Raw genomic sequence first — 22,797 nt, forward strand, 5'->3', positions numbered from 1 at the left:
TCAGGCTGGGGGCGGGTCGAAAAAACCTGCCAGGGCCTCGGCACAGAGCAGCACGGCACGCCGGGCACTGGCCTCAGTGGCAGGATAGTTGATAAAGCCATGAGGCATGCCGGTGTACTCCTTGTGTTGCACCGGCACGCCTGCCCGTTTCAAGCCACGTGCAAAGGCGCGCCCTTCATCGCGCAAGAGGTCGCAGCCGGCGGTAATGATCAGGGCTGCGGGCAACCCTTGCAGCGAGGTATCGCGCGCCGGCGAAAGCCAGGGATGCCCCAGGGGAATACCGGGCGGTACGTACTGGTCGAGGTACCAGTCCATCAGTTCGGCTGTCAGGCCAAACCCGTTGGCAAAGTTCCTGCGGGAGCGGTTGCGCGCCAGGCAGTCGAGCACTGGGTACAGCAACAGTTGGAAACCGATGGGCGGGGCGCCCAGGTCCCTGGCCATTTGGCAGATCACCGCCGCCAACCCACCACCCGATCCGCCCCCGGCGACCGCGATGCGCTGCGGATCCAGCCCAAGGGACGCACCGTTGCGGGCGATCCAGGAAGTGGCGGTATAGCAGCTCTTCACCGCCGCGGGAAAGCGGTGTTCCGGTGGGCGGGGGTAATCCACCGCCACCACGGCGCAACCTGCCCACTCACTCATGACCCGGCAAAAGCTGTCGTGGGTGTCCAGGTCCCCGGTGACCCAACCGCCACCGTGGAAGTACATCAGCACCGGCGCCGGGGCAGGGCGCGCGGGGCGGTACAGGCGCACCCCCACTGGTCGTCCCTCGGTCGCCAAGGTCAGGTCGCTGACGTCCATGACCACGGCATCGCGCACCTCCTTGCGTGCTTGTTCCGGGGTCATGGTGTCGCGGCCTGTGCCTGGGCTTCGATTTCCACCAGATATTCCGGACCGATCAGCGCGCAGACGCCCAGCAACATGGTGGTCGGTTCGCAGCCATCAAAAAACGCTTTATGGGCCTTGGCGATTTCCGGCCACCAATTCACGTTGGTGGTGTACATGCGCGTGGCAATTATTCGGGTACGGTCCGTGCCCAACTGCTGGAGCGCCGCTTCGATGATCTCCAGGCAGCGCCGGGTCTGCAGGTACACGTCGTTTGGGGCGTAGGGGTTGCCGTCTTCGTCAAAGGCCACTGTGCCACTGGTGACAATGATGTTACCGGCCCGCAACGCGCGGCAGTAGCCACCGGCCTTTTCCCATTTCGCCGCTGAGAAGCAGCGCTGAATCGGATCGTTGTTCATGATCAGTGGAGCTCCACATGAATGGTTTTCAGGCCTCGAAACTGCAAGTTGTTGGTGCGCCAAACCGGTGGCTGCCCATCGATCAAGCGCAGGTTGGGGAATCGCATCAGCAGGCTGGTGAACACGATATGGGCCTCCAGCCGAAACAACGCGGTCCCCATGCAGAAGTGTTCGCCGCGCCCAAAGGCCAGGTGGTCGTTCTTTTCGCGTCGGATATCAAAACGGTCCGGGTCCAGGAAGTGCGCGGCGTCGCGGTTGGCGGCGGCGCGGACCAGAAATACCAGCTCGCCCTTGCGCATCATGCGGCCCTTGAGTTCGATGTCCTCCCGCAGCACGCGGTGGCTGAATTGACCCGAGGGGTCGATCCGCAGCATTTCTTCGATGGCGCACGCCATGAGTGAAAGGTCGGCCCGCAGCGCCTGCAACTGATCGGGATTGAGCAGCAAGTGCAGCAGGCCAATACCCAGCATGTCGGCGCTGGTTGTGTTGCCGGCCACCAGCACGAACGCCAGTTGCGCGAGTAAATTGCCCTTGGTGATGGCAGCTGCCTCGCCCGCGGCGATCACACGGCTGACAAGGTCGTCTTCGGGCGCCTGGCGGCGCTGATCGATCAGGTCGCCGAAATACTCATACATTTCTTCCAGCCCTTGCAGGGCTTCGCGGGGGCCATACGCCGGGTCCAGGCTGCCCACCAGAAACACCAGAATGTCATCAGTCCAGCGCCGCAGCCTCAGCGCGTCTTTTTGCGGGATCCCATAGAGTTTGGCCAGGATACGCGCCGGCACCTGGTTGAACAGCTCGGCCATCAGCTCCGGTTCGTCGCTCAATTGCGACAGCAGCTCATCGACAATCGCCTGGATGTCTGCGCGCAATGCGTCGATGGCGCGCGGGGTAAAGGCCCGGCTCAACAATTGGCGACTGGCCTGGTGGGCCTGGCCGTCCTGGGCATACATCCACCGCGAGGCTTTTTCCACAAAAGGCTCGACCATCGCGCGTTTGTCCTCTGGCAATTGGGCATTCACCAATTGGCGTATCCGGTCGGAGGAGTAGCGCCTGGCATCACCCTGCGCTGCGTAGACGTCATCAAAACGGGTCAGCATCCAGGCGTTGAAATGGGGGCACCAGTACACCGGATAATGTTCGCGCAGACAGGCAAACGCCGGATAGGGATCACGAACGGTGTCTGGGTTGGAAAAGTCGGGCGGTGATGGACGGGCCATGTTCATTGCTCCCTGTACAGTGCACGGGTGAATTGATGGATGTAGTCGGCTTTGGCGATCGGTGCATCGACCAACACCGAAGGTGGTTTCAACCAAGCGGCCAATTGGGCGAGGCGTGCCGCGCTGGGCCGCTGTTCCGCGGGGCTGGCGAGCAGGCCCCAGTGGTGCAGGTACGCAACAAATACGTGGGTCAGGTCGTGCAGGATGGGCGGCTGGAGGCGTGCGGATTCGGCGGCCTGGATGATCAGGTCGAGTGCGCGGGCGTACGCCAGCCCGACCGCCTGTCGATGGGAAAAGTCGTTGCCCGGTCGGCACTCCTGGACAATGGTTTGCTCGATCTGCTGGCCAAGGTTGCACGGCGGTACGTGGTCGAAGCGTGGGCGCGCCAGGGCATCCTTGATTACCTGATAGGCCATCACGCTGTTGTCACCGGCGAACGTAATGCTGATTTCTAAGTCCATGCGCAGGGTGACGATCTGGTTGTAGTGATGGAATCCCAGGGAGCCGCAGAGTTCGCGGCACTGGGCGATCACTTCCAGTCCCATCCAGGTACCGACGCATTTGCTCAGGGCCGCGAGGATATGCAGCGCCTTGCGCTGCTCGGTATGCGGCCAGTGTGCTTCGAAGCGGGTGAGGATGGCCTGTTCGAGGTACTTGAGCGCCAGTGCCTTGAGCTGGGCGTTATAGAGGCGCTGACGGAACAGCGGGTTGCCGAGCAACGGGCCGGCCGCTAACAGCCGGTGGCGGCCAAATCGATACGTCAGGTATGCGCACAGCCCGGCGCCGTGGCGCGAGGCGGCCATCAACAACAGGCGCTCTTGCAGGAACGTTTCCAGTGCATTGATGAAGCGCTCGCCTTTGGGCAAGTCGCTGATGAACTGTCCATTGGCGGTAAACCGTGCGTAGCGCTGCAACAGCGCATCGGTACCCAGTTGCATCTGGCAAAAACGCAAGGCGCCAACTTCATTGGCATGAATACCGCCCTTGGGGTCACAGGCAATGACCTTCAGCCCTGGGCGCAGAGGGCCGTTTTCCTGGTCGCGAATCACCACGCGAAACCAGTGGTGCCCCTGGTCTTGGCTGTCGACCAGCAAGCGCGCGAGCACCATTATCACCTGCGCCGCGTGCAGGCTGTTGCCGATCCAATACTTGCAGGCCTCTGCGCAGGGCGAATCGAGCACCAGGCAGTGCCGTTCAGGATCATAGGTGACGGTGGTCTTGAGGTTACGGACGTCGGTGCCACTGGCGATTTCAGTACAGCCAAACGCATACACCGCACGCATCTGGATGACTTCATCACGGTAGCGCGCCACCTGCTCGGGGCTGCCCTGGGTCAGCAGGGCGTTGGCGGCGATCATGTGATCCACCAGCGAGGAATACAGAGCGTAGTCGTAGGCGCCGATCAGGCCGATGCGTTCGCACAGGTCTCGAAAATGTGAAGCGTCGGGTTGGCCGAGCCACATGTCGTTGTTGATCAGCCCCGCATCGAAAATCGCATGCATGCGCCTGATCGTCAGGTCCATGTAGGCTCTAAGGGGCAGGTGATAACGCTGTCGGGGGTCGAAAAGCGGCGCGCGCAGCACCTTCTGCAAGTGGTCGTCCACGATGGATCCTCACCAGGTTTGAATGGAGCATTCAAAACACTTGAGCAGGAGGGCCAGCATGTGGAACGACGATGAGAGCGGAACCGGGAAAGCCTTGACCTGTATCACCGCTCTGTGAGCACCCATTGATAGCCAGACGATCCAATGTCTTCGCTACTGGTTTACGGCGATCCAGAATTCAGAGAAAAGCAGACAACAACAAGTGGTTTGTACAACCTTAGCCCATCACACACGGGCGTAAACACCATTCGTCGTGAATGCGCCTACTCCACGCGACTCGCCAACACTTGGCCGATACTTCTGCGCCGCGCATGGCTTTCGGCAGCGTGGATCAGCTGTTCCAGCTCGGAGGGCTCGATGTCGTAGAACTGCTCCATGTCGGCTAACGCCAACTTGAGGTCGGCGGCGGTGATCGATGGGTCTCTTGCTGCCTGAGACTTATTCGTGAAGATACCCGGTACCTCGGTCGCGCCCTTGGGATAGCGCGTGCGTGTGGCGTTGTTGTAGGCCAGCGCGCACATGAGTAAGGCAGCGGCGCCGAGCATGACCGCCGGCAGTTCCTGCCAGCCGAGGGCCGCCGAGCTGGGGTCGGCCAGTACCAGCGTCATCGCCAGGCCGCCCGCCGGCGGGTGCAGGCAGCGCAGCCAGCAGATCAGGATGACGGTCATGCCCGCCGCCAGGCAGGCGCTGCCCAGGGTGCGCCCCAGTACCCGAGCAACCAACAGCGCGACCACTGCGGCGCACAGGTAGCTGCCGATGATCGACCACGGCTGCGCCAGCGCACCGGATGAGACGGCGAACAGCAACACTGCCGAAGCGCCCAGAGGCCCCAGCAAGTGCAGGGCGACTTCCATGCCAAACACTTGGGCGCATACCCAGACACTGAGCAGGGTGCCCAGGGCCATGCCAATCGCGGCACGGCTCCATTCGGCGGGGCGGGTATTGATAGCAGCAGGTAACCAGCGAGCAAGCATTGAGAAAGGGTCCGTCAACAGCAGGCGAAAAAAAAGGCTTGCCTGGTTGCCCGGAAAAGCCCTTTGAACGTTCCAACATTTGGGGGAGGAACCTGCGTAGTGTGCCGGCCTTGATGCAAGGTCGCCAATGCATATTAATGAAGGTTAAGTTCAATAATGATGAACTCAGTTGAGCTGCGGCGAAGGAGTGGGGGCCTGGCAGACCTGGCCGAGGATGCGATTATGCAGTTCATCGCTCAAGAGCCGTTCCTGCAGGTTTTCGCGCACCTTGGGGTCGTTGGACAATGGACCTTTCAGCGCCACCAGGGCGTTACGCAATTCCATGAGGCGTTCCAGCCTGGGGATGGGGATGTAGCCGAGATGGACGTGCTCATGCGTCAACGGAAAAGGAGCATCAAGCAATAAGTCATCGCGCACGGCATCATCCTTTTTAATGAGGTACGCCACTGGGTTGCCTGCGGCTGATAGCGTCCTTGTCGTTATCCATTCGATCAAGGCGTGGCAAATAGTTACCGCCTTTGACGAGCGAGTTTACCGCTGGGCTTCGAGCACGGGGAAGGGGAGCGCCACGCGCCATTACCCATAGTTGTGTAGGAGTTTTCCGGGAAGTGCCGGCCGAAGCCGGCAGCGTCACGGTTGGATGGTTTTGGACAGGTGCAGCAGCACGTAGGGGTTCTTGTCGAACTCGCCGGTGAGCGTTGGCGTGATCGAACGAAAACGCGGGTCTTGCAGCTCTTCAAAGTCAGCTTTGCTCATCACCAGCCATGCTGGCCCCTGGATCGTCGCCAGTTCGGCAGGCAGTTGGGTAAACAGCGGTACCCGGTCGCAATCAAGGTTGACGATCAATTTGATCGCCTTGGCGTCCTTGCCCAGGGCATGCAGCACGACAGGCGCCGGTTGCTGCTTGACCTGCGCCTGAACAGCAAGGCTGAAGGTGCGGGTGTCGTAGAGGCTGCGCTCCAGCGGTTCGACCACCAGAATGTAAGTGCTCCATACCGCCAGCACCGCGGTCAAGGCAGGCGCGAGTGAGCGCAGCCGTGACTTGAATAGCGCCAGCAGCGCCAGTACCTGCAGCACGCCAAGTATGCCGAAGACGCCGCCAAGATGACTCAATTGCTCGGGATAGCGTGGGCGCGCCAGCCACAGGCCGACGATCAGCAGCCCCGGCAGCAGCGTCCACAGCCCCAGCATCAGGCCGCGCAACCAGCCAAACAGGCGGCCCTGCGTCACCTGGAACGGATACGCCGCAATTATTGCCGCCATCGGCAGCATCGGCAGCACATACCGCGCCTTCTTGGCCTGGGGAACCGACAAGCCGAGCATCACCAGCAGGCCCGCCGCCGCGCAATACAGCACCAACTGCAGGGCTGGATCCGGCGCGCGCCGTCCTCCTATCGCCACCGCGAGCAGCACCAGCAAGGCCAACGGGTAGGCCAGCGCGTAATTGCCCATGGAACTGGTGAAGTAATACAGCACACCGCTGGAGCCTTCACTGCCATCCATGCGCCCCATGAACTGCATGCGGATCACGTCTTGCATGAACACTTCGCCGCCACTGAGCTTGGCCAGCAGCAACAGCAGGCCGACACACGCCACCAGCAGGGCCAGGGCCAGGAAGCCAAAGCTGAACAGCTGGCGCCATTGCCGGTTGATCAGGTAGTAGCTGCACAGCACGCCCGTAGGGATCACCAGGCCGATCGGCCCGCGAATCGCAAACCCCACGAGCAAAAGCAGATACAGCCAGTGCAGGCGCTTGCCCGCACCGAAGTGATCATGGGCATAACCCAGGTAGAACACGGCCAGGGCGACAGCCGCGAGCATCTGGTCCAAGGAAACGGCGCGGGTTTCGCTGATGAAGGTGCTGCTGAGCAGCAACATCGCTACGCTCAGCAGGCCCCAGCGCTGGGAGTACGGCGCCGTCAGGCGGTACACCAGCATGACAATCAGCGCCGAAGCAATGGACGTTGGCAACCAGGCCGTGAAGCTGTTGACCTGGCCCAAGGGCAAGGACAGCAGCCAGGTCATCAGTGTCGAGGTCGCCAGGTAGTCGGCGTAGGGTTGCCCGTAGGTCGTGGGGAAGAAGCTTGGCCCATGGCGCAGCATCTCCTGGGCGAACACTACGAAGCGCGAGTCAAAGCCGATGATAGCCTGGTGCCAGTTGCCGGCAATGAACAACAGCAACGCCAGCAGCCCCAAGCCAAGGGACTGTCGGCGAATCGTTGCAGTGAGCAGGGGCGCTTGAGCTTTGTTCACGTCTCAGGCTTCCACAACCTGCGGTACCCACTGCTGCTGGGGAATCGGCAACTGGCAGGAGTCGCCACGGCCCATTGGGAAATACTGGAAGCCTTTGCGTGCCAGGCGCTCGCCGTCGTACAAGTTGCGGCCGTCGAAGATCACTGGGGTTTTCAGGCGCTGGTGGATCAGGTCGAAGTCCGGTGCCTTGAACTGCTGCCATTCGGTGCAGACAATCAGCGCATCGGCGCCACTCAGGGTGGATTCGGGGGTGCCCATCAGCATCAGGCGCGGGTCATCGCCGTAGATGCGTTGGGTTTCCTGCATGGCTTCCGGGTCAAAGGCGCGCACATTGGCGCCGGCGGCCCACAGTGCTTCCATCAGCACGCGGCTTGGGGCGTCACGCATGTCGTCGGTGTTGGGCTTGAAGGCCAGGCCCCACAGCGCGAAGGTCTTGCCACGCAGGTTGCCCTTGAAGAAGGCATTGACGCGCTCGTACAGCTTGCTCTTCTGGCGCTGGTTGATGGCTTCCACGGCTTCCAGCAGGTCGCTGGAGCAGTTGGCCTGCTTGGCGCTGTGGATCAGAGCACGCATGTCCTTGGGGAAGCACGAGCCGCCGTAGCCGCACCCCGGGTAGATGAAGTGGTAGCCAATCCGTGAGTCGGCGCCAATGCCCAGGCGCACGGCTTCGATGTCCGCCCCCAGGTGTTCGGCCAGCTCGGCGATCTGGTTGATAAAGCTGATCTTGGTGGCCAGCATGCAGTTGGCGGCGTACTTGGTCAGTTCGGCGCTGCGCAGGTCCATGAAGATGATGCGGTCGTGGTTGCGGTTGAACGGCGCGTACAGGTCGCGCATGACATCGCGCACTTCTTCGCGCTCGCAGCCGATGATGATCCGGTCCGGGCGGCGGCAGTCGGCAACCGCCGAGCCTTCCTTGAGGAATTCCGGGTTGGAGACGATATCGAACTCCAGGTGCCGGCCAGCCAGGTGCAGGGCTTTCTCGATATGGGCGCGCAAAGTGTCGCCGGTGCCGACGGGAACGGTGGATTTTTCCACCAGGATCACCGGTTCGATGCGATGACGGGCAACTGCGTCGCCCACCGACAGCACGTATTTCAAATCGGCAGAACCGTCTTCATCAGACGGCGTACCCACGGCGATAAACAGCACTTCACCATGTTCGACGGCGAGTTTTTCGTCATAGGTGAAGTTCAGTCGACCGCTTTCCAGGTTCTCCTTGACCATCGCTGCCAACCCTGGCTCGAAAATGCTCACATGGCCCTGCTGCAGCAGCTTGACCTTGTTCTGATCAACGTCCATGCAGATGACATCGTGACCGACTTCGGCTAATACGGTGGCCTGCACCAGACCGACGTAACCACTACCAAATACACTGATTTTCATGGGGCATTCCTGGGGCTTGCAGCGCTAGCACGGCGAGAGTTGATAACCAGTACTCCGAGGATGACCAAGGCCACCCCCAGGGTTTTTGAAAGCGAAAAATGTTCGTTGAACACCGGCAGGCTGGCTGCCAGCAGGTACACCAGCGCGTAGCTGATGCTGAGCAGCGAATAGGCGCGGCCCAGGGGCAGGTGTTTAAGCGCGCCGAGCCAGCAGAGCATCGATAGCGCATAGGCGATGATCGCCAGGATCACTACGCCCAGGGCAGACAGGTCGATGGTGGTGGTGAGCCATTCGTTGGGCAGGGGCAGGCGCGTCATGCTCCAGCGCATGCCCAACTGGGCGGCGCTGACCAGGCCGACACTGCCCAGGGCCAGGGCAAAACCTTGCGCCCGGCTCATACCTGACGCCCCAGCAGCACGACACCGGCAATCACCAATGCCACGCCCAGCCAATGGCGGCTGTCGATGTGCTCTTTGAACACAAAGCGCGCCATCAGTGTGACCAGCACAAAGTTCAGGCTCAGCATCGGGTAAGCCACTCCGACCTCCAGGCGCTGCAGCACCAGCAACCACACCAGCAGGCCGAAGCCCAGGCACAGCAGGGCAGCCCACAGCCAGGGTGAACGCAGTTTCAGCGCCCAGCCGTCGGGCTGGTCGCGCCAGCTTTCCACGGCAAACTTCTGCGAGACCTGGCCCATGCAGGTGAGCAGGCAGGCGCTCAACAACAGCAGCAGGGTGATCATGGCGCAACCTGCGGGAAGATCAGAATCACAAGATTGCCTTGCTCAAAGCGCTGGCCGTCTTCAGGCAGTAACGCAACCTCGGCTATTTCATCCTCGCCTTTAACGCGCATCACCACGCCGACTACGCCTTTTTTACGCGCATCGCTCATCCATTGCTTGACCTGGGTCATGTCGACCTTGTGATGGGTGGCGTCCGGGTAGGCGAGGCCGTATTTCACTTCGCCGACGGTGTTATAGAGGGTGACGTCGGGGCGTTGCAGGCGCCATGCCAGGGCCGATGCCGCTCCCAGGTCATTGCTCAGCAACGCGGCAGACGGTTGAAGGGCCGGCAGGTGATCGATGATGAACTGATCCGGGGTCTTGTTGTACACCACCGAATGGGGCAGCGCAGCCGGGGCCAACGCCACCAGCAGCCAGCTGCCAAGCACCGGTGCCGCCCACCATTTCAGCGGGCGCGCGGCTTGCAGCAGGTTGACGATGATCCAACCGAACAGGAAAACGAATACCAGCACCAGGCTCAGGGTTTCCTGGCCGTGCTCGTACACCGGTTTTTTCAGTTGAAGCCAGGTCAACGCCAGCAGCGCCACGACCCCGATCACCAGGTTCAGCCAGCCATTGATGCGCAAGGCGCGGTCGCGACCCTGAGCCAGTTTATCGGCCAGGGCGTTGCCCATCAGCAAGGCCAGCGGCAGCAGGCACGGCATGATGTAGGACGGCAGCTTGCCCTTGGCCAGGCTGAAGAACGCCAGCGGCATCAGCAACCACAACAACAGGAAGGCGATCCTGGGGGTGCGTTTTTCCAGCCAGGCCTGCTTGAGCGTAGCCGGCAGCAATGCCACCCACGGCAACGAGAAGGCTACCAGCAGCGGCAGGTAGTACCAGAATGGCTCGGCGTGCTGGGCGTCCTCGCCGGCGAAGCGCTGGATATGCTCGTGCCAGAAGAAGAAGTTCCAGTAATCCGGCTCCTGCGAGTGCACGGCCAACGCCCAGGGCAAGCTGACGACGATGGCCACGACCACAGCGACCACGCCGTAGCCGAGCAACTCGCGAAAGCGTTTTTGCCAGATTGCGTAGGGCAGGGCGATCAGCACGGGCAGCAGCCACGCCAGAAAACCCTTGGTCATAAAACCCATGCCGCAGGCCAGGCCCAGCAATGCCCAGGCGCCCAGGCGACCGTTACGCGTGGTGTTATCGAAGCAGAACCACAGCGCCACGCCTGTCAGGTTGACCCAGAAGGTGAACTGCGGGTCCAGGTTGGCGTAACCGCCCAGGGCGGCGACGCTGACGAAGCTCATGTAGAGCACGGTACTGACCAGGCTCTTGTGCGGGTCATTCCACAGCCGGCGCGACACCAGGTACACCAGCAGGATGCTCAAGCCGGTGCTAAACGCTGAGGCAAAGCGTACGCCGAACAGGTTCTGCCCAAAGATCGCCTGGCCCAGCGCGATCATCCAGTAACCGGCGGCCGGCTTTTCGAAATAGCGAATGCCCATGAAGTGCGGCGAGGCCCACTTGCCGGTCAGCAGCATTTCCTGGCTGATCTGTGCGTAGCGGGTTTCATCCGGAATCCACAGGCCATGGGTGGCCAGCGGCAGCAGATAAAACACACCGAACGCCAACAGTAGCAGGGGCAGCGCCCAACGGCGGATCATGCCTGTTGCACTCCAAGCCAGCCCTCACGCCCACTCAGGGCGCCACGCACCAGGTGTTGCTGGGGTAGGGTGGTCAGGTCCGCGGGCAACAAGTCGCCCAGGGGTTTGAAGTCGATGCCGCGCTGCCCTGCCTGGGCCAGCAACTGGCGAAAATCATTGGCCATCAGAATCCCTTCTACTTCTGCGTGGATCGTGTAGACGTTCAGCTTCGACTCGGCAAAGCGGTCGAGGATGAAGCGGTTGAAGTCCTTGGCAGCCACCACCGGCCCGACGACTTCGTCGAAGGTCGGCAGGTCTACCGGAATTTGTGGGGTGCCCGCGCTGCCATCGGCCAATGTCGGTCGAAACAGGCTGGTGCCCCGGCAATCGCTGTTGTAGCGAAAGTTGAAGCCTTGCTTGGCTTGCACCACGCGTTCATCGGCACGCCAACCGGCCGCCGCTGAACAGTCGATGCGTTCACCGAGGATATCGCTGAGGGTGTCGACGCCACGGCGGATCTGCTCCACCAGTTGTGCCTCACTCCAGCGCCCGGTGTTGGCCTGCCAACCGTGGTGATCCCAGGCGTGCAGGCCGACTTCGTGCCCGGCGGCCTTGGCCTGGCGCATCAAGTGCCCCAGGTCACGACCGATCGGCTTGCCCGGCCAGGCGGTGCCGGCCAGCAAGATATCCAGGCCATACAGGCCTACGGCATTGGAACGCAGCATCTTCCACAGGAACTGCGGGCGGATGAGGCGCCACAAGTGGCGCCCCATGTTGTCCGGCCCAACACTGAAGAAGAACGTCGCTTTCACCCCGGCTTCATCCAGGGATTCGAGCAACCGCGGCACACCTTCACGGGTGCCACGGTAGGTGTCGACATCAATGCGAAGACCTGCCTGCATTACTTCTTGTCCGCGATTTCGAGCATGGCTTCTTTCAGGAAGAAGTCGAGGGTGTTGCCGATGGTCTCGCTCATCTCAACGGTTGGCTCCCAGTTCAACAGGCGCTTGGCGTTTTCGATGCTTGGCTTGCGGTGCGCCACGTCCTGGTAACCGGTGCCGTAGAACGCCTTGCTCTCTACGTCGCGGAAACCGGCGAACGGAGGGAAGTTGCTGCGCAGCGGGTGAGCTTCGAACTGACGCAGCAGTTCTTCGCCCAGTTGACGGATGCTGGCTTCGTTTTCCGGGTTGCCGATGTTGATGATCTGGCTATCGCAGACACCGTTGTCGTTATCAATGATACGGGCCAGGGCTTCGATACCGTCGGCGATGTCAGTGAAGCAACGTTTTTGCTCGCCACCGTCGAACAGACGGATCGGGGTGCCTTCCACCAGGTTCAGGATCAACTGGGTGATCGCACGGGAGCTGCCGATACGCGCCGAATCCAGGCGGTCCAGGCGTGGCCCCATCCAGTTGAACGGACGGAACAGGGTGAATTTCAGGCCCTTGTCGCCGTAGGCCCAGATGACGCGGTCGAGCAGTTGCTTGGAGACCGAGTAGATCCAGCGTTGCTTGTTGACCGGGCCGACCACCAGGTTGGAGGTGTCTTCGTCGAAGTACTGGTCCTGGCACATGCCATAGACTTCGGAGGTCGATGGGAAGATCACGCGCTTGTTGTACTTGACGCAGTAGCGCACCAGCTTGAGGTTTTCTTCGAAGTCCAGCTCGAACACGCGCAGCGGGTTGCGGGTGTATTCGATCGGAGTGGCGATGGCCACGAGCGGCAGGACGACGTCGCACTTCTTGATGTGGTACTCGATCCACTCGGTGTGGATGCTGATATCGCCTTCCACGTAATGGAAGTTCGGGTGGCTGCGCAGGCGCTCGATGGCGTCGGAGCCGATATCCAGGCCGTAGACCTCGTAGCGGTCGTCACGCAGCAGGCGCTCGGACAGGTGGTTACCGATAAAGCCGTTCACGCCTAGGATCAGTACACGGGTACGACGTGGCTTGCGGCCGGATTCGGCGCCGCGCAGGACGGAGCCGTCGACCAGGCCCAATTCGTTGGCCAGGGACGGGCCGGCCAGGTACAGGCCGTTGTCATTGCGCTGGCCGAACTTGACCACCAGGGAGTCTTCGCCGCAGGCGATGCGCAGCGGGTTGACGCTGATCACGCGGCCGGGCGCCAGGCCTTCGTTGCCCTTGACGACTTCGGCTTGCCACACGATCAGCTTGTGCTCGCCCACGGCGCAGAAGGCGCCTGGGTAAGGCTGGGTCACGGCACGCACCAGGTTGAACAGTTCTTCAGCCGGCTTTTTCCACTCCAGCTTGCCATCAGCGGCGGTACGGCGGCCAAAATAGGTAGCCTGGCTTTCGTCCTGGGCGGTTTCAGTCAGCTTGCCCGCGGCCAGTTGTGGCAGGGCATCGCGCAGCAGGTTGGTGGCGGCGTCACGCAGTTTGGCGTGCAGGGTCAGGCCGGTGTCGGTGCGCTCGATCGTGACTTTCTGCTGGGCGAGGATAGCGCCAGCGTCGGCACGCTTGACCATGCGGTGCAGGGTCACGCCGGTTTCGGTTTCGCCCTTGACCAGTACCCAGTTGGCCGGTGCGCGGCCACGGTATTTCGGCAACAGCGAACCGTGCAGGTTGAACGCGCCTTTGCTGGCGGTGGCCAACAGGGCTTCGCTGAGCAGGTTGCGGTAGTAGAACGAGAAGATGAAGTCCGGGTTGAGCTTGGCGATGCGCTCGATCCACAACGGGTGGTTGGCGTCTTCCGGTGCATGCACCGGGATGCCGTTGCGGGCGCACAGTTGCGCGACGGAACCGTAGAAATTGTTTTCCTTGGGGTCATCGGCATGGGTGAACACGGCAGCAATGTCGTAGCCAGCCGTCAGCAAGGCTTCAATGCCAGCACAGCCAATATCGTGATAAGCGAATACAACGGCTTTTGAATTCATGACGAAACCTGATCGGAAGGAGAAGTAGTGGTGGTATGGGAGGACGCCAGGCCGTCGACGACGACCACGGGTGCCGGTGCTGCCGGTTGGTTGCGCAGCACTTTTTCAATAAAGAACCGAGGGCGGGCGCGCACATCGCTGTACATGCGGCCCAGGTATTCACCCAAGAGGCCCATGCCGATGAACTGGCCGCCGGTGAACACGAAGAGCACCGCAAACAGCACGAAGGTGCCATCACCGGCCCATTGGGCACCGAAGGCCAGGCGCAGGATGATCAGCGCAAATGCGAACAGCCCGCCCAGGCCCGCCAGGCAGAAGCCGACAATAGACAGCAGGCGCAGCGGGGTGGTGGTCATGCACGTCAGCAGATCGAACATCAGGCTGATCAGGCGCATGGCACTGTATTTGGATTCGCCGTGCTCGCGCTCGGCGTGGTTTACGAGGATTTCCGTGGTGTGGCGGGCAAACCCGTTGGCCAGGATCGGGATAAAGGTGCTGCGCTCGCGGCAGGCAAGCATGGCGTCGACGATGGTGCGGCGGTACGCGCGCAGCATGCAGCCGTAGTCGGTCATGGCCACACCGGTGGAGCGTTGCACGGCCAGGTTGATCAGGCGCGAAGGCCAGCGGCGGAAGGCCGAGTCCTGGCGATTGTTGCGCACGGTGGCGACCACGTCGTAACCCAGGGCGGCTTGTTCCACCAGGCGCGGGATTTCTTCCGGCGGGTTCTGCAGGTCGGCGTCGAGGGTAATCACCACGTCGCCGCGGCACTGCTCGAAACCAGCCATGATCGCCGCATGCTGGCCGTAGTTGCGGTTAAGGATCACCGCCACCACGTTGCTACCGTCTTCTTCGGCGGCGTTTTCCAGCAACTGGGCGGATTTGTCACGGCTACCGTCATCCACCAGGATGATTTCGTATTCGTAGGCCAGTTGCTTGCAGGCTGCGGTGGTGCGACGCAGCAATTCAGGCAGGCTCTCTTGTTCGTTGTAGACCGGAATAACGATCGACACACAATGAATAGGGTAGGGTTTCAAAGATTCATGACCTCGGGGTTAGATCAGCTTGGTGCGTGAAAACAGCAGCAATCAGTGGGCGAAAATGCAGGCAACTGATCAAAAGGCAGTGGGGTGCGTGGTGTTCATTCAACGTCCTGAAGGCTGACCGTGTGTTCTTCCTAAGTGAACTGGAGTAAAGACCATTTCGCGCAAAGGTAAAGGGTAATCAACTAGTTAGTCCGTAAAGCGCGGTTTGCTCTCAAGTCCGTGAGCCCAAGATTAAGCGTAAAAATGTTGTACGAATATGAAAGCCTGATGAAAAACTCGTTTATTTGACAGGTAGACAGCTAGGGTTCAGCTAGGTACCTAACGTGTTGAGCCGTGCGGTAAATCCGCGAAATAGACGCGTGTTGGCCGCTGATGGGAGCCTGCGGGCAAACAACGGCTTCGACCGCCGAATTTATTCAACAATCTTCTCTGCATTGCCGCTCAAGTGCCGGTAAAGTAAGCCATCTCTTGCCAGGGTACTCGGATGAATAGCGTGCAGCTTTTGCGTGGCCAGTTGCGGCCCGCGTTGATGGGCTTGTTGATGACGATGGCGTGTATCACGACCGTGCGGGCCGATGAGGGGGTGGCGCTGACCCCGGTCACCCAGGTGCCGGAGGGCGTTGAAGTCCGTGGTAAGCAGGTTGCCGCCTATACATGGGACGACCGTCAGGGCAAGAACCTGCTGGTGCTCGCCGAACAACTCAATGAACGCGAGGACGATGGCACCCAATCGGCATTTGTCTATGCAGCCCAATACCTGATCGATGGCGACCGCCCCAAACGCATGTGGATGCTCTACGACGATGTACAGCATTGTGAGTTCGACGCGGCGTTGCACTTCGACATGGCTGCCACCAAGGTCACCGACCTGGCCGGCGACGGCCTCACCCAGGCTACCGTGGGTTACTCGCGCACCTGCACCAGCGATGTCAGCCCTAACGAATTCAAGCTGATCATGCATGTGGGCAAGTCGCAGAAGTACCGTTTGCGCGGTGTCGACCGCTACGGCGCCAGCTGGTGGGACGAAGAGGCCGGCGCACTGCGCGGCATGCCGTTGCCCAAGGACTGCAGCGTAGCCGGGCAACAGGCGCTGGTCAGCCAGTATAAGGAGCAGGGTACCGAACTGCCGTTGCCGGGTTGCTATACCGACGAGAAGGATTTTGCCAAGGCGCCGGAGAACTACCTGACGTTCATGCGCCAGCACTGGTTTGCGCTGATGCAGAAGCAGGATGCCGAGTGGAGCCAGTCCCAGACCCTACCTCAGCCTCAGGAACCCACCGAGGATGACGAAACGGCCCCGTGATGTGGCAGGCGGGCGGGTCCTGCGTTAGACTCGCCCCTCGCCATTCACTAAATACCTCGATTTAACAATGACTTGATCGAGGTATTTAATCCAAAGGCTGATCTACCTTGACTGAGTCTATCCGCAATCCACTGACCCTCTATCTCACTCGCCTGGCCCCCTCCAGCCAATTGACCATGCGCTATGTGCTGCAAGACGCAGCCGACCGCCTGGGGTACGAGGACATCAACCTCGAAGACATTGACTGGCACCTGCTGCAACCTGAACACGTGATCGCGCTCGTCGCTGCCTTGCGCGAGGACGGCTATGCCCCCAATACCTCATCGTTGTATGTGAACGCAGTGCGCGGGGTGATGAACGAAGCCTGGCGCATCAGCCTGATCAGCCAGGAGCATCTGTTGAAGATGCGTTCGGTCAAGGCGACTCCTGGCAGCCGCCTGGGCCAGGGGCGCAACCTGCGACGCACGCTGATCCGCGAAATGATGGAAGTCTGCGCCGCCGACCCGCGCCCCCAGGGCCTGCGCGATGCCGCTGTGATCGGCATCCTCTACGGTTCAGGTATGCGCAAGTCGGAATCGGTCAACCTCGACCTGGGGCAGATCAATTTCCAGGAACGCAGCTTGCGGGTGATCGGCAAGGGCAACAAGGAGCTGGTCAAGTACGCGCCAGACTGGGCTTTCGCCAAGTTGCAGGCCTGGCTGGCGTTTCGCCGCGAACAGCTCAAGGAAGGTGAACAAGACGATACCTTTCTCTTCAACCGCATCCGTCGGGGCAGCCATATCACACGCGAGCGCATCACCAAGCACGCGATTTACTACATTGCCCGTCAGCGCGGTGAGCAGGTCGGCGTGAAGATCATGCCCCACGATTTCCGCCGCTCGTTTATCACGCGGGTGATCGAAGAGCACGACCTGTCGATCGCACAGAAACTGGCGCACCACACCAATATCCAGACCACCGCCAGTTATGACGTGCGTGACGACAACGAGCGGCGGCGGGCGGTGGACCGGTTTGATTTGTAAACGATCAGCGCACTGTTCAACCGTGTGGGAGGGAGCAAGCCTCTCCCACCGGGTAATGTGCAGGATCAGAGGATCGGTTTACCGCCGGTGACGGCGTAACGGGAGCCCGATATGTAGCTGGCTTCGTCCGAGGCCAGCAGCACATAGATCGGCGCCACCTCTACCGGCTGCCCAGGACGGCCCAGCGGTGTTTCGCTGCCAAAACTCTGCACATCTTCATCGGGCATGGTCGCCACGATCAACGGCGTCCAGATTGGGCCGGGTGCGACGCTGTTGACGCGAATACCCTTGCTGCCCAGCAACTGCGCCAGGCCACCGGTGAAGTTGGCTATCGCGCCTTTGGTGGCGGCATAGGCCAGCAACGTCGGCTTGGGCATGTCGGAATTGACTGAACTGGTGTTGATGATCGAACTGCCGGCCTTCATATGGGGCAGGGCGGCCTTGCAGATACGAAACATCGCGGTGATGTTGATATCGAAGGTCTTGACCCATTCTTCATCCTCGATTTCTTCGAGGGTTTCGTGTGTCATCTGGAAGGCAGCATTGTTCACCAGCACATCGATGCGACCGAACTGTTCGACAGTCTTGTCGACCAGCGCCTGGCAGTTGGCCTTTTGCGCGATGTCGCCGGGCAACAACAGGCACTGGCGACCGGCTTCCTCGACCCAGCGTGCGGTTTCACGGGCATCTTCATGTTCGTCCAGGTAGGCGATCGCCACATCGGCGCCTTCGCGGGCAAATGCGATGGCCACAGCGCGGCCAATACCGCTGTCGGCACCGGTAATCAGGGCGATTTTATTCGCCAGCCGGCCTGAGCCCTTGTAGCTCTGCTCGCCGCAGTCGGGGTACGGGTCCATTTTTTTCTGGGAGCCGGGTACCGATTGGGCTTGAGGGGCGAAAGGCGGGCGAGGGTAGTCGGTCATTTCAAACTCCGTAGCTGTTTAAGGGTGCTATGGAATTAGGTGTTTGCCCGCCCGCGATAGTTGTAATGGATGCCTTCCAGGCCCGACGAATGGTTACGGCGAAGGCAGGCCACTGGAGCGCAAGTGTGCCGGCAGACGGCGCAAGGTCCATAAAGTGGTGAGCATTGCGGCCACGGCACACAGCGCGATACCGAGTAGCATGGGGGCCGGGGTGTGGTCTGCAAACAACCCGACCAGGGTCATGGACGCGGCCGCGGTGATCATCTGAATGGCACCGAGCAGGGCTGACGCAGAACCGGCCACCGCGCCATGATCCTCCAGGGACAGCACCCCGGCGGCCGGCAACAGCAAGCCGAGAAAGCCAAAACCGATAAACAGCAGCGTCATCATCAAGGCCAAGTGGCTGCCCCACAGCGTGGTGGTGGCCAACACGAGCATGACCGCCGCTACCGCCACCACCGACCAGCGAATCAACGGCGCCAGGCCAAAGCGTGCGCTCAGGCGTGCGGTGAGTTGGCTCATGGCAAAGAACGAGGCCGCGTTCAGCGCAAAGCACAGGCTGAATTGGGTCGGCGTCAGGCCGAAATACTCGATATATACGAACGGTGCGCTGCCGATAAACACGAAGAACGTCGCCAGGCCAAACCCACACACCACCGACAACCCGGTGAACACCGGGTTGCGCAGCAGGGCGCCGTAGCTGCCGAACGCGCTGCCCAGGGTCTTGCCCAGCCGGCGTTCGGCGGGGTGGGTTTCGGGCAGTTGCACGATGGTCATCACCAGGCAGAGCAGTGCCACCACGGCAAGTACCACGAATACCTCGCGCCAACTCCAGAGCGAGATGACCAGGCTACCGGCCAGCGGGGCCAGGATCGGCGACACACTCATCACCAGCATCAGCAATGCCATCAGGCGCGCGGCCTCATGGCCGGTGTACAGGTCGCGCACAATCGCCCGGGGAATCACCATCCCGGCACACGCACCAAAGGCCTGAACCGCGCGAAAACCAATCAATACTTCAATGCTCGGCGCCAAGGCACAACCGATACTGCCCACGGCGAAGATCAACAGGCCGGCGTAGATCGGCAGCTTGCGCCCGAATACGTCGCTGATCGGGCCATAGAACAACTGGCACACACCAATGATCATGAAGAACACCGTGAGGCTCATCTGCACTGCCGAAGGCGAAGCGCTCAGGCTGGCACCCAAGGTCGGTAGCGCGGGCAGGTAGATATCGATGGCGAAGGGGCCGACGGCGGTGATCAGGCCCAACAGCACGGCGAGGTGGGCGATACGTTTGGGCATGGCAGTTCCGGGCGAAGCAAAGGCCGATCAGCTTAAAGAACCGCTTCCCTGCAAACAAGCCGCTGCACCGGCTTTGAGGTAAACCGCGCAGTTGCTCGAACTTAGGCTTCAATAACATAGAGCTTCAGCCGATAACGTGTTCAGTGATGTTCAAGCGGTAGGGCTACCAACCGGCGGTCCAGGCTATGGGGAAAACCAGCATGACGATCAAACTACGCTTGATGTTGTTGATTGCGACCGGGTTGATCACGGCCCTGATCATGAGCCTGGCCAGTTATCTGGGGAATAACCAGATGAGCGATGCCGTGCGGGACAACGAGGTCAGCATGACGGTGCTGCGCAACCATATGGAAGCCGACATGATGCACGACGCCCTGCGCGCCGACGTGTTGTCGGCCATGTTGGTGGGGTTGGGCAAAAGCACCAGCACCAAAGCCGAGGTCACTGCCTCGCTGAACGAGCATGCCGAACACTTCCGGCAGGTATTGGGAGATAACCTCAAGCTGCCGCTGGATGACACGCTCAAGGCCGCCCTGGAAAAAATCAAACCGAGTCTCGACACCTATATCAGCGCCAGCGAGCGTATCGTCGCGCTGGCCTTGGAGAATCCAGAGGCTGCTCGTGCCGATCTGGGCGCGTTCAACAGCATTTTCAGCCAGTTGGAAGAACAGATGGCGACCTTGAGTGGCCTGATCGAAAACAACACCCAACAAACCGGCAGCGAGACGCGCCAGACTATCAGCAACGCCAACTTCACCCTGGGCGCGGTATTGATTGCCAGTCTTTTGCTGCTCCTGGCGCAAGGGCGCTGGGTCACCCTGAGCATTATGGGGCCGTTGCAGGCCGCCAGCCGTATCGCCGACAGTATTGCCCATGGCAACTTGAGCGAGCCGATTATCGAGCCCAAACGCAAGGACGAAGCCAGCGCGCTGATCCGTAGCCTCGCCACAATGCAGCGGGATTTGCGCGGCATGATCGAAGTGGTGCGCAGCAATGCCCAAGGCGTCAATGGCATGAGCGAGCAACTGAGCCATGGCTGCCATCAGGTGTCAGGCAGTAGCCAACAGCAAAGCGCCGCCGCCAGTACCATGGCCGCAGCGGCGAGTGAAATGACCGCCAGTATTGAGGAAATCACCCGCCATGCCGGACGAGCCCTGACCATGGCCAACCAGGCGCAAGCCTTGGCCACCGATGGTGGGCGGGTGATTCACCAGGTAGTCAGTGACATGGACGGCATTGCCCGTTCAGCGCAGCAGTCGGCCTTGGTGATCCGTACACTGGACAAGGAATCCGAAGCGATCTTCAGCATTATCCAGGTCATCAAGGGGATCGCCGACCAAACCAACCTATTGGCCCTGAACGCCGCGATTGAGGCCGCTCGCGCCGGTGAGCAGGGGCGTGGTTTTGCGGTGGTCGCCGATGAAGTGCGCAGCCTGGCCGGACGCACCAGTGCATCCACCCAGGAAATCGCCAGCATGGTCGGGCGTATCCAGCAAAGCACCCGGGAGGCGGTGACCAGCATGGAGGAGGGCGTCGCCCAAGTCGATAAAGGCATGGCGGTGACCGCTGACGTCGAGCGCGCCATCCGCGAAATTCTGCAGGCCACCCTCAATACCACGGAACTGGTGAACGATATTTCCCGCACCATCAGCGAGCAGAGCCTGGCCAGTAATGAAATTGCCCATCAAGTGGAGATGATCGCGGGCATGTCGGAAAACAATACTCGGGTGATAACACAAACGGCCTCGACGACGGATGAGTTGTCCTTGCTGGCAGGTGAGCTCTCACAGTCAGTCGATCGTTTTCGCCTTTGATGGTTTTTAATGTAACTTATTGATTTAACTCAACTAAATAGTCATTTAGTTGAGTTGGGTAACGTCAGGAAACTGAAGGCTGGGCGAGGGCGGTTGTTCTTCGCTCGCTGATGCGCTCGACCGTTTCCATATGCTCCGTCCCCCAGGCGCACAGCGCGCCCAGCGCAGTGGCCAGGGATTGCCCGAAAGGCGTGAGGGAATACTCGACCTTGGGCGGTATCTCCTGAAAGTCCATACGCGCAATGATTTCGTCGCGCTCCAGTTCTTTCAATTGCTGGATCAATACCTTATCGGTCACACCGCCAATGGCGCGTCTCAATTCGCCGTAACGGTGAACATCCTTCGCCAGATGATAAAGAACCAGCGGTTTCCACTTCCCGCCGATGACTGCAAGGGCCGCGTCGAGCCCGCAACTGAAAGCGTTATTGGCCATGATCGTGCTCACTGATGGGTACTTACCAAAAGGTGCATACTATTCAAATTAAAAGCGCGGATCTACAGTTGGGCCTCAACTTTTCTTGGGAAACCATCATGAACAGGCTCATCGGAAAAATTGCAGTCATTACCGGCGGGAACAGCGGCATCGGACTGGCCGCTGCCATACGTTTCGCTGATGAAGGTGCACAGGTCGTTGTCGTGGGACGCCGTCAGGCGGAACTGGACAAGGCGTTGCAGCTCATCGGCCACGACGCCGTTGCGATCCAGGGCGACATTTCCAGGCTGGACGACCTTGAGCGTATTTTCACGCAAATCAAGGCAGACAAGGGGCGGATCGACATCCTGTTCGCCAATGCAGGGCTTGGGGATTTCCAGCCCATTGGATCGATCACTGAAGAGTCTTTTGACCGCACGTTTGGTATCAACGTCAAAGGTACATTGTTCACCGTGCAAAAGGCCTTGCCGCTGATGAGCGCGGGCGGCTCGGTGATCCTGACCGGCTCGACGACGGCAAGCATGGGGACACCGGCATTCAGCGTGTATAGCGCCACCAAGGCGGCGCTGCGTAATTTCGCCAGGAGCTGGGCGCTGGATTTGAAAGGCACGGGCATACGCATCAACGTGCTTTCGCCAGGACCGATCTCGACACCTGGCCTGGATTCGGCATTGGCCACAACGGGCCAGGCTGATGCGATCGTCGACGGTATGATCACGCAGTTGCCACTGGGCCGCATCGGCAAGCCGGAAGAAGTTGCCGCCGCGGCATTGTTCCTGGCTTCGGAAGAAAGCAGCTTTATGACCGGGAGCGAAATGTTCGTGGATGGCGGTTTCGCTCAGGTTTGAGGCGACGCAGGTTTGGCCAATGGCCAAGAGGGGTTTTGCCTGCTGAAATCCGGTGGGCATTGTCCCTCAATACGTAACATCGTATTACGCATAATGACGCTGACGTTATGGTACTTGCGGCCTGATAAGGCCGAATCCAGTACCGGGAAAATTGCGAAGCTC

At 60.6% G+C, this 22,797-nt stretch carries 21 protein-coding genes and 1 pseudogene; 5 read left to right on the plus strand and 17 right to left on the minus strand.

The window, feature by feature from the left end; all coding sequences use genetic code 11:
* The 14 genes from AB7933_RS16825 to arnC all read right to left on the minus strand — a co-directional run bounded on the left by AB7933_RS16825 (nt 1) and on the right by arnC (nt 14,978).
* Nucleotides 1-846: an alpha/beta hydrolase gene (locus AB7933_RS16825; protein WP_024075395.1), complete on the minus strand. Its 846-nt coding sequence runs from the start codon at nt 844-846 to the stop codon at nt 1-3.
* Nucleotides 843-1,244: a RidA family protein gene (locus AB7933_RS16830; protein ID WP_024075396.1), complete on the minus strand. Its 402-nt coding sequence runs from the start codon at nt 1,242-1,244 to the stop codon at nt 843-845. Before AB7933_RS16830 ends, AB7933_RS16825 begins: the two co-directional genes overlap by 4 nt.
* Before the next feature lie 2 nt (nt 1,245-1,246).
* Nucleotides 1,247-2,464, minus strand: coding sequence for a cytochrome P450 (locus tag AB7933_RS16835; RefSeq protein WP_024075397.1), 1,218 nt, complete (start codon nt 2,462-2,464; stop codon nt 1,247-1,249).
* 2 nt (nt 2,465-2,466) lie between these two features.
* Nucleotides 2,467-4,068: an acyl-CoA dehydrogenase family protein gene (locus AB7933_RS16840; RefSeq protein WP_024075398.1), complete on the minus strand. Its 1,602-nt coding sequence runs from the start codon at nt 4,066-4,068 to the stop codon at nt 2,467-2,469.
* A 263-nt stretch (nt 4,069-4,331) separates the two neighbouring features.
* The gene (locus AB7933_RS16845; protein WP_024075399.1) at nt 4,332-5,042 is read right to left on the minus strand and encodes an HPP family protein; all 711 of its coding nucleotides are present in this window, start codon (nt 5,040-5,042) and stop codon (nt 4,332-4,334) included.
* A 165-nt stretch (nt 5,043-5,207) separates the two neighbouring features.
* Nucleotides 5,208-5,459 (minus strand): type VI secretion system contractile sheath small subunit, encoded by a 252-nt coding sequence (locus AB7933_RS16850; protein ID WP_081329281.1) that lies wholly within the window; start codon nt 5,457-5,459, stop codon nt 5,208-5,210.
* A 213-nt stretch (nt 5,460-5,672) separates the two neighbouring features.
* The gene (locus AB7933_RS16855; protein ID WP_024075401.1) at nt 5,673-7,295 is read right to left on the minus strand and encodes an ArnT family glycosyltransferase; all 1,623 of its coding nucleotides are present in this window, start codon (nt 7,293-7,295) and stop codon (nt 5,673-5,675) included.
* A 3-nt stretch (nt 7,296-7,298) separates the two neighbouring features.
* The gene (locus AB7933_RS16860) at nt 7,299-8,678 is read right to left on the minus strand and encodes a UDP-glucose dehydrogenase family protein (RefSeq protein WP_024075402.1); all 1,380 of its coding nucleotides are present in this window, start codon (nt 8,676-8,678) and stop codon (nt 7,299-7,301) included.
* On the minus strand, nt 8,675-9,076 hold the full coding sequence (gene arnF / locus AB7933_RS16865) for a 4-amino-4-deoxy-L-arabinose-phosphoundecaprenol flippase subunit ArnF (protein ID WP_024075403.1): 402 nt from the start codon (nt 9,074-9,076) through the stop codon (nt 8,675-8,677). The genes AB7933_RS16860 and arnF overlap by 4 nt, the downstream gene beginning before the upstream one ends.
* Nucleotides 9,073-9,420, minus strand: a complete 348-nt coding sequence (arnE, locus tag AB7933_RS16870; RefSeq protein WP_024075404.1) for a 4-amino-4-deoxy-L-arabinose-phosphoundecaprenol flippase subunit ArnE — start codon at nt 9,418-9,420, stop codon at nt 9,073-9,075. The genes arnF and arnE overlap by 4 nt, the downstream gene beginning before the upstream one ends.
* On the minus strand, nt 9,417-11,072 hold the full coding sequence (gene arnT / locus AB7933_RS16875; RefSeq protein ID WP_024075405.1) for a lipid IV(A) 4-amino-4-deoxy-L-arabinosyltransferase: 1,656 nt from the start codon (nt 11,070-11,072) through the stop codon (nt 9,417-9,419). Before arnT ends, arnE begins: the two co-directional genes overlap by 4 nt.
* Nucleotides 11,069-11,953 (minus strand): 4-deoxy-4-formamido-L-arabinose-phosphoundecaprenol deformylase, encoded by an 885-nt coding sequence (arnD, locus tag AB7933_RS16880; protein ID WP_024075406.1) that lies wholly within the window; start codon nt 11,951-11,953, stop codon nt 11,069-11,071. The genes arnT and arnD overlap by 4 nt, the downstream gene beginning before the upstream one ends.
* Nucleotides 11,953-13,944: a bifunctional UDP-4-amino-4-deoxy-L-arabinose formyltransferase/UDP-glucuronic acid oxidase ArnA gene (gene arnA / locus AB7933_RS16885; protein WP_024075407.1), complete on the minus strand. Its 1,992-nt coding sequence runs from the start codon at nt 13,942-13,944 to the stop codon at nt 11,953-11,955. The genes arnD and arnA overlap by 1 nt, the downstream gene beginning before the upstream one ends.
* Nucleotides 13,941-14,978 (minus strand): undecaprenyl-phosphate 4-deoxy-4-formamido-L-arabinose transferase, encoded by a 1,038-nt coding sequence (arnC, locus tag AB7933_RS16890; protein WP_024075408.1) that lies wholly within the window; start codon nt 14,976-14,978, stop codon nt 13,941-13,943. The genes arnA and arnC overlap by 4 nt, the downstream gene beginning before the upstream one ends.
* Nucleotides 14,979-15,471: 493 nt before the next feature.
* On the opposite strand from arnC, the gene AB7933_RS16895 reads away from it, so the two are divergent.
* Nucleotides 15,472-16,290, plus strand: a complete 819-nt coding sequence (locus AB7933_RS16895) for a M949_RS01915 family surface polysaccharide biosynthesis protein (protein ID WP_024075409.1) — start codon at nt 15,472-15,474, stop codon at nt 16,288-16,290.
* 107 nt (nt 16,291-16,397) lie between these two features.
* Nucleotides 16,398-17,312 (plus strand): site-specific integrase, encoded by a 915-nt coding sequence (locus AB7933_RS16900; RefSeq protein WP_024075410.1) that lies wholly within the window; start codon nt 16,398-16,400, stop codon nt 17,310-17,312.
* Nucleotides 17,313-17,377: 65 nt separating this feature from the next.
* Here AB7933_RS16900 and AB7933_RS16905 read toward each other — a convergent pair whose 3' ends face one another.
* Entirely contained in the window at nt 17,378-18,235 is an 858-nt protein-coding gene (locus AB7933_RS16905; RefSeq protein WP_024075411.1) for an SDR family oxidoreductase, read from the minus strand.
* A gap of 93 nt (nt 18,236-18,328) precedes the next feature.
* The gene (locus AB7933_RS16910; protein ID WP_024075412.1) at nt 18,329-19,540 is read right to left on the minus strand and encodes a multidrug effflux MFS transporter; all 1,212 of its coding nucleotides are present in this window, start codon (nt 19,538-19,540) and stop codon (nt 18,329-18,331) included.
* A gap of 200 nt (nt 19,541-19,740) precedes the next feature.
* Here AB7933_RS16910 and AB7933_RS16915 point away from each other — a divergent pair.
* Nucleotides 19,741-20,496: pseudogene (locus tag AB7933_RS16915) on the plus strand (MCP four helix bundle domain-containing protein); the annotation flags it as partial.
* A 132-nt stretch (nt 20,497-20,628) separates the two neighbouring features.
* Nucleotides 20,629-21,354, plus strand: a complete 726-nt coding sequence (locus tag AB7933_RS16920) for a methyl-accepting chemotaxis protein (protein ID WP_371858036.1) — start codon at nt 20,629-20,631, stop codon at nt 21,352-21,354.
* Between the two features lie 64 nt (nt 21,355-21,418).
* On the opposite strand, the gene AB7933_RS16925 is transcribed toward AB7933_RS16920, so the two are convergent.
* The gene (locus AB7933_RS16925) at nt 21,419-21,787 is read right to left on the minus strand and encodes a winged helix-turn-helix transcriptional regulator (RefSeq protein ID WP_024075414.1); all 369 of its coding nucleotides are present in this window, start codon (nt 21,785-21,787) and stop codon (nt 21,419-21,421) included.
* A gap of 98 nt (nt 21,788-21,885) precedes the next feature.
* On the opposite strand from AB7933_RS16925, the gene AB7933_RS16930 reads away from it, so the two are divergent.
* The gene (locus AB7933_RS16930) at nt 21,886-22,635 is read left to right on the plus strand and encodes an SDR family NAD(P)-dependent oxidoreductase (protein WP_041161206.1); all 750 of its coding nucleotides are present in this window, start codon (nt 21,886-21,888) and stop codon (nt 22,633-22,635) included.
* The last annotated feature ends 162 nt before the right edge of the window (nt 22,636-22,797 follow it).

Origin of the sequence: Pseudomonas gorinensis (assembly GCF_042015035.1) — a bacterium.
Lineage (GTDB): Bacteria > Pseudomonadota > Gammaproteobacteria > Pseudomonadales > Pseudomonadaceae > Aquipseudomonas > Aquipseudomonas gorinensis.

What these genes read in the sequence shown, in the direction of transcription:
- AB7933_RS16825 (WP_024075395.1), bottom strand. Translation starts at nt 846, where the DNA reads ATGACCCCGGAACAAGCACGCAAGGAGGTGCGCGATGCCGTGGTCATG.
- AB7933_RS16830 (WP_024075396.1), bottom strand. Translation starts at nt 1,244, where the DNA reads ATGAACAACGATCCGATTCAGCGCTGCTTCTCAGCGGCGAAATGGGAA.
- AB7933_RS16835 (WP_024075397.1), bottom strand. Translation starts at nt 2,464, where the DNA reads ATGGCCCGTCCATCACCGCCCGACTTTTCCAACCCAGACACCGTTCGT.
- AB7933_RS16845 (WP_024075399.1), bottom strand. Translation starts at nt 5,042, where the DNA reads ATGCTTGCTCGCTGGTTACCTGCTGCTATCAATACCCGCCCCGCCGAA.
- AB7933_RS16860 (WP_024075402.1), bottom strand. Translation starts at nt 8,678, where the DNA reads ATGAAAATCAGTGTATTTGGTAGTGGTTACGTCGGTCTGGTGCAGGCC.
- arnF (WP_024075403.1), bottom strand. Translation starts at nt 9,076, where the DNA reads ATGAGCCGGGCGCAAGGTTTTGCCCTGGCCCTGGGCAGTGTCGGCCTG.
- arnE (WP_024075404.1), bottom strand. Translation starts at nt 9,420, where the DNA reads ATGATCACCCTGCTGCTGTTGTTGAGCGCCTGCCTGCTCACCTGCATG.
- arnT (WP_024075405.1), bottom strand. Translation starts at nt 11,072, where the DNA reads ATGATCCGCCGTTGGGCGCTGCCCCTGCTACTGTTGGCGTTCGGTGTG.
- arnD (WP_024075406.1), bottom strand. Translation starts at nt 11,953, where the DNA reads ATGCAGGCAGGTCTTCGCATTGATGTCGACACCTACCGTGGCACCCGT.
- arnA (WP_024075407.1), bottom strand. Translation starts at nt 13,944, where the DNA reads ATGAATTCAAAAGCCGTTGTATTCGCTTATCACGATATTGGCTGTGCT.
- AB7933_RS16895 (WP_024075409.1), top strand. Translation starts at nt 15,472, where the DNA reads ATGAATAGCGTGCAGCTTTTGCGTGGCCAGTTGCGGCCCGCGTTGATG.
- AB7933_RS16905 (WP_024075411.1), bottom strand. Translation starts at nt 18,235, where the DNA reads ATGACCGACTACCCTCGCCCGCCTTTCGCCCCTCAAGCCCAATCGGTA.
- AB7933_RS16910 (WP_024075412.1), bottom strand. Translation starts at nt 19,540, where the DNA reads ATGCCCAAACGTATCGCCCACCTCGCCGTGCTGTTGGGCCTGATCACC.
- AB7933_RS16920 (WP_371858036.1), top strand. Translation starts at nt 20,629, where the DNA reads ATGGCCGCAGCGGCGAGTGAAATGACCGCCAGTATTGAGGAAATCACC.
- AB7933_RS16925 (WP_024075414.1), bottom strand. Translation starts at nt 21,787, where the DNA reads ATGGCCAATAACGCTTTCAGTTGCGGGCTCGACGCGGCCCTTGCAGTC.
- AB7933_RS16930 (WP_041161206.1), top strand. Translation starts at nt 21,886, where the DNA reads ATGAACAGGCTCATCGGAAAAATTGCAGTCATTACCGGCGGGAACAGC.